The sequence below is a fragment of the Streptomyces botrytidirepellens genome (genome assembly GCF_003721215.1).
In the GTDB taxonomy this organism is placed as follows: Bacteria; Actinomycetota; Actinomycetes; order Streptomycetales; family Streptomycetaceae; genus Streptomyces; species Streptomyces himastatinicus.
The window spans coordinates 1-4,685 of sequence record NZ_RIBZ01000619.1 but is presented as its reverse complement, the minus strand read 5'-3'; the positions used below and the strand labels follow the sequence as shown (position 1 = coordinate 4,685).

Annotated in this window: 6 protein-coding genes and 2 tRNA genes; 6 read left to right on the top strand and 2 right to left on the bottom strand. The window is 71.9% G+C overall.

The window, feature by feature from the left end:
- Window positions 1-749 (bottom strand): amidohydrolase family protein (locus EEJ42_RS33885; RefSeq protein ID WP_484422022.1); only part of this gene is annotated, 749 nt, incomplete at its 3' end.
- 186 nt (window positions 750-935) lie between these two features.
- Here EEJ42_RS33885 and EEJ42_RS33880 point away from each other — a divergent pair.
- The 6 genes from EEJ42_RS33880 (at window position 936) to EEJ42_RS33855 (ending at window position 3,519) form a co-directional block, all read left to right on the top strand.
- Window positions 936-1,008 (top strand) — tRNA-Thr (locus EEJ42_RS33880).
- Between the two features lie 56 nt (window positions 1,009-1,064).
- Window positions 1,065-1,137: transfer RNA gene (locus EEJ42_RS33875), tRNA-Met, on the top strand.
- A 90-nt stretch (window positions 1,138-1,227) separates the two neighbouring features.
- Window positions 1,228-1,392, top strand: a complete 165-nt coding sequence (gene rpmG, locus EEJ42_RS33870) for a 50S ribosomal protein L33 (protein ID WP_009715907.1) — start codon at window positions 1,228-1,230, stop codon at window positions 1,390-1,392.
- Window positions 1,393-1,477: 85 nt separating this feature from the next.
- Window positions 1,478-1,942 (top strand): MaoC family dehydratase N-terminal domain-containing protein, encoded by a 465-nt coding sequence (locus EEJ42_RS33865; protein ID WP_123105899.1) that lies wholly within the window; start codon window positions 1,478-1,480, stop codon window positions 1,940-1,942.
- Window positions 1,939-2,373 (top strand): MaoC family dehydratase, encoded by a 435-nt coding sequence (locus tag EEJ42_RS33860; RefSeq protein ID WP_123105897.1) that lies wholly within the window; start codon window positions 1,939-1,941, stop codon window positions 2,371-2,373. Before EEJ42_RS33865 ends, EEJ42_RS33860 begins: the two co-directional genes overlap by 4 nt.
- A gap of 90 nt (window positions 2,374-2,463) precedes the next feature.
- The gene (locus EEJ42_RS33855; RefSeq protein WP_123105895.1) at window positions 2,464-3,519 is read left to right on the top strand and encodes a UDP-N-acetylmuramate dehydrogenase; all 1,056 of its coding nucleotides are present in this window, start codon (window positions 2,464-2,466) and stop codon (window positions 3,517-3,519) included.
- 24 nt (window positions 3,520-3,543) lie between these two features.
- Here EEJ42_RS33855 and EEJ42_RS33850 read toward each other — a convergent pair whose 3' ends face one another.
- Window positions 3,544-4,560 carry an adenosine deaminase gene (locus tag EEJ42_RS33850; RefSeq protein ID WP_123105893.1) on the bottom strand — a complete coding sequence of 339 codons (1,017 nt, stop codon included), beginning with the start codon at window positions 4,558-4,560 and terminating at the stop codon, window positions 3,544-3,546.
- Between the last annotated feature and the right edge of the window lie 125 nt (window positions 4,561-4,685).

Genomic DNA, 4,685 nt, shown 5'->3' with positions numbered 1-4,685 from the left:
GGCAGCCGGGCCAGCCCGCCGCAGGGGCCGATGGTGACGCCGGGCCGCAGGCCCCCGGCCATCGCCGCGAGCCGGGCGAGCCGGGCCGGGTCGTCGCCGTCCGTGTGGAGGTCGACGGCGCAGCCGTGGCGGGCGGCGAGGTCGAGCACGGCTTCGGCGTGACCGGTCGGGTCGGGGTCGAGGTCGGGGCAGCCGCCGACCACGGAGGCGCCCATCCCTACGGCGTCCCGCAGCATGGCGAGCCCGTCCGCCCCGGCCGCCCCGGTCAGCACCCGCGGCACCGCGACCGCGCCGAGGTCGATGAGCCCGCGCAGGCTGTGCCGGGCCTCCAGGACGGCCTCCAGGGAGCGCAGGCCGTGCACCCCGCCGATCCGCACATGGGTGCGCACGGCGGTGGCCCCGTGGCCGAGGTGCAGCAGGGCGGCCTCGGTGGTGCGCCGCTGGACGTCCTCGGCGGTGTGCGGGACGGGGCCCGCGATGTCGGCCGTCAGGGCGGTGTCGCAGTGGGCGTGCGGTTCGGCGGGGGCGGGGAGCAGCAGATAGCCGCCGAGGTCGAGCCGCGGCCCGGGGACCAGGCTGCCGGTGGTGCCGACCGCCTCGATCCGCCCGCCGCTGAGCCGTACGTCCACCGTTCGGCCGTCGGCGAGCCGGGCGCCGCCGAGGACCAGCGCGGTGGGCCCGGCGGCCGCTCCGCCGTCGTTGCCGGAGGGCTGCTGCTGGTGGCTCTCGGGCGGCTGGCTCTCGGGCATCGCACTCCTGGGGCGGCGCAAGATCACGCGGGGCGACCCGAGCCTAGGACCGCGTGGCGGCGGCTTCGCGGAGGAGCCGAATAGTCGTACCGGTGTGGTGCGTGAGCACTCTGTGTCGCACCCACCGACCCTGGGCCGATACGGATTTCACCTTCGGCGGCCGAGCGTGTAATGTCTTCATCGCTCGCCCCAATAGCTCAGTCGGCAGAGCGTCTCCATGGTAAGGAGAAGGTCTACGGTTCGATTCCGTATTGGGGCTCTGATGTGTGAGGCATCCCGTTCGACTCCGGTCGGGCGGGGTCCGGATCACATCGAAGCGGTGTAGCTCAGTCGGTAGAGCAAGCGGCTCATAATCGCTGTGTCACCGGTTCAAGTCCGGTCACCGCTACACACAGTAGCCGATTGTGGGGTCGGTCCTCCGGTCGGCTACTCTTTACTGCGTTCTTCTATCCCATCCGTTCGTCAAGGAGCACTCAACGTGGCTGCCACCGACGTCCGCCCGAAGATCACGCTGGCCTGCGTGGAGTGCAAGGAGCGGAACTACATCACCAAGAAGAACCGGCGTAACGACCCGGATCGTCTTGAGATCAAGAAGCACTGCCCGCGTTGCAACGCGCACACCGCGCACCGCGAGACGCGATAGCCATAAACTCTGCATTCGAGGCCGCCCCCCATCAGCGGGGGTGGCCTCGTTTCGTTAGTCATCAACAGCAGGAGGTGCCGAGGCGATGGCGCTTGATCCGTCTTTCGTCGGGCGGACCTACCCGCCCACCGACCCGTATGAGGTCGGCAGGGAGAAGATCCGCGAATTCGCCGAATCGATCGGCGAGACCAACCCGGTCTACACCGATCCCGAGGCGGCCAAGGCGCTCGGCTACTCCGATGTGATCGCCCCGCCCACGTTCGTCTTCGCGATCACCTTCAAGGCCGCACGGCACCTGGTCGTCGGCGACCCGCAGCTGGGCCTGGACTTCAACCGGGTGGTGCACGGCGACCAGAAGTTCACGTACACCCGGCCCATCGAGGCGGACGACCGCCTCACCGTCGTCACCAGGATCGACGACATCAAGTCGCTCGCGGGCAACGACGTGATCCTGATCAGCGGTGAGGTGCGCGACGCCGCGGGCGAGCACGTGGTGACCGCGATGACGAAACTGGTGGCGCGCGCCGCCGAAGCGGAGGAGAGCAGATGAGCGCCAAGATCTCGTACGACGCCGTCGAGGTCGGCACCGAACTTCCGGCGCAGGTCTTCCCGGTGAACCGCGCCGACCTCATCGCGTACGCCGGCGCGTCGGGCGACTTCAACCCGATCCACTGGAACGAGAAGTTCGCCAAGGAGGTCGGTCTCCCCGACGTCATCGCCCACGGCATGTTCACCATGGCCGAGGCGATCCGCGTGGTGACGGACTGGACCGGCGACCCCGGGACCGTCGTCGACTACGGCGTGCGCTTCACCAAGCCGGTCGTCGTCCCGAACGACGACAAGGGGGCTCTCATCGAGGTGGCCGCCAAGGTCGCCGCCAAGCTGGACGACGACGCCCGCACGGTCCGGGTGGACATCACGGCGACCAGCGAGGGCCAGAAGGTGCTGGGCATGGCCCGCGCCGTCGTCCGCCTCGCTTAGGTCCGGACAGGGCCTGACGGCCGGGCGTCCCGCGTGAACGCCGCACCGCCCCCGGCACCGCGCCGGGGGCGCCCCCGTACTCTGGAGCGCGTGCAGGAACTCCATGACGCCCCCCTCGCCCCCCTCACCACCTTCCGTCTCGGCGGCCCGGCCACCCGGCTGATCACGGCCACCACCGACGACGAGGTGATCGCCGCGGTCCGCGAGGCCGACGCGACCGGCACGCCGCTGCTGCTGATCGGCGGCGGCAGCAACCTCGTCATCGCCGACAAGGGCTTCGACGGCACCGCCCTGCACATCGCGACCAGCGGCTTCACCCTCGACGGCACCCGGCTGGAGCTGGCCGCGGGCGAGAACTGGTCCGACGCCGTGGCCCGTACGGTCGAGGCGGGCCTCGCCGGTATCGAGTGCCTCGCCGGAATCCCCGGCTCCGCGGGCGCGACGCCGATACAGAACGTCGGGGCGTACGGCCAGGAGGTCTCCGCCACCCTCACCGAGGTGGTCGCCTACGACCGCCGCGCCGACGCCGTCGTGACGATCCCCGCCGCCGACTGCGCCTTCTCCTACCGCCACAGCCGCTTCAAGGCCGAGCCGGACCGCCACGTCATCCTGCGGGTCCGCTTCGAGCTGGAGGACGCGGGCGGGGCGTCCGCGCCCATCAAGTACGCCGAGACCGCCCGGGTGCTCGGCGTCGAGGTGGGCGACCGGGTGGCCGCCGAGACCGCCCGCCGGACCGTGCTGTCGCTGCGCGCGGGCAAGGGCATGGTGCTCGACCCCGAGGACCACGACACCTGGTCCGCGGGGTCGTTCTTCACCAACCCGGTGCTGACCGAGAGCGCGTACGAAGCCTTCCTGGCCCGCGTCGCCGACCGCCTCGGCGCGGACATCGCGCCGCCCGCCTTCCCGGCGGGGGAGGGGCGGATCAAGACCTCCGCCGCCTGGTTGATCGACAAGGCGGGCTTCACCAAGGGCTACGGCACCGGCCCGGCCCGTATCTCCACCAAGCACACCCTCGCGCTCACCAACCGCGGCGAGGCCACCACCGAGGACCTGCTGGCGCTGGCCCGCGAGGTGGTGGCCGGGGTCGAGGAGGCGTTCGGCGTACGGCTGGTCAACGAGCCGGTGACGGTGGGCGTGAGCCTCTGAGCACCTACGACAAGTCGTAGGTGCTCAGCCCGACGCCAGCCACCCGTCGATCCCCGCCAGCAGCCGCCGCCGTACGTCCTCCGGCGCCGCCGACCCCCGCACCGACTGCCGCGCCAGCTCGGCCAGCTCCTCGTCGGTGAAGCCGTGGTGCTCGCGCGCCAGCTGGTACTGGGCGGCCAGCCGCGACCCGAACAGCAGCGGGTCGTCGGCGCCCAGCGCCATCGGCACCCCGGCGTCGTACAGGGTGCGCAGCGGTACGTCCTCGGGCTTCTCGTAGACCCCGAGCGCCACGTTGGACGACGGGCACACCTCGCAGGTCACCCCGCGGTCGGCCAGCCGGGCGAGCAGCCGCGGGTCCTCGGCGGCGCGCACCCCGTGGCCCACCCGGGCCGCCACGAGGTCGTCCAGGCAGTCACGGACGCTGCCGGGCCCCGACAGCTCGCCGCCGTGCGGGGCGGCGAGGAGGCCGCCGTCCCGGGCGATGGCGAAGGCGCGGTCGAAGTCGCGGGCGAAGCCGCGCCGCTCGTCGTTGGAGAGCCCGAAGCCGACCACCCCGCGGTCCGCGTAGCGCACCGCGAGCCGGGCCAGGGTGCGGGCCTCCAGGGGGTGCTTCATCCGGTTCGCGGCGACCAGGACCCGTATCCCCAGCCCGGTGTCCCGGGCGGCGGTGTCGACCGCGTCGAGGATGATCTCCAGCGCCGGGATCAGCCCGCCCAGGCGCGGGGCGTACGAGGTGGGGTCGACCTGGATCTCCAGCCAGCCGGAGCCGTCCGCGACGTCCTCCTCGGCGGCCTCGCGCACCAGCCGCCGGATGTCCTCGGGCTCCCGCAGGCAGGAGCGCGCGATGTCGTACAGCCGCTGGAAGCGGAACCAGCCGCGCTCGTCGGTGGCCCGCAGTCTCGGCGGCTCGCCGCCGCTCAGCGCCTCGGGCAGATGGACGCCGTATTTGTCGGCGAGTTCGAGGAGCGTGCCGGGGCGCATGGAGCCGGTGAAGTGGAGATGCAGATGCGCCTTGGGGAGCAGATGTACATCGCGTGCCATCTGGAGATTTTGCCGCACGCCCGGACCCGCCGGTACCGCTTTCGCCGAACGTGGGCTTGCTCGCACAGGAATCCGGACCCGGATCCGGGCCTGAACGACAGCGGGCGTCCGGCCATGGCCGGACG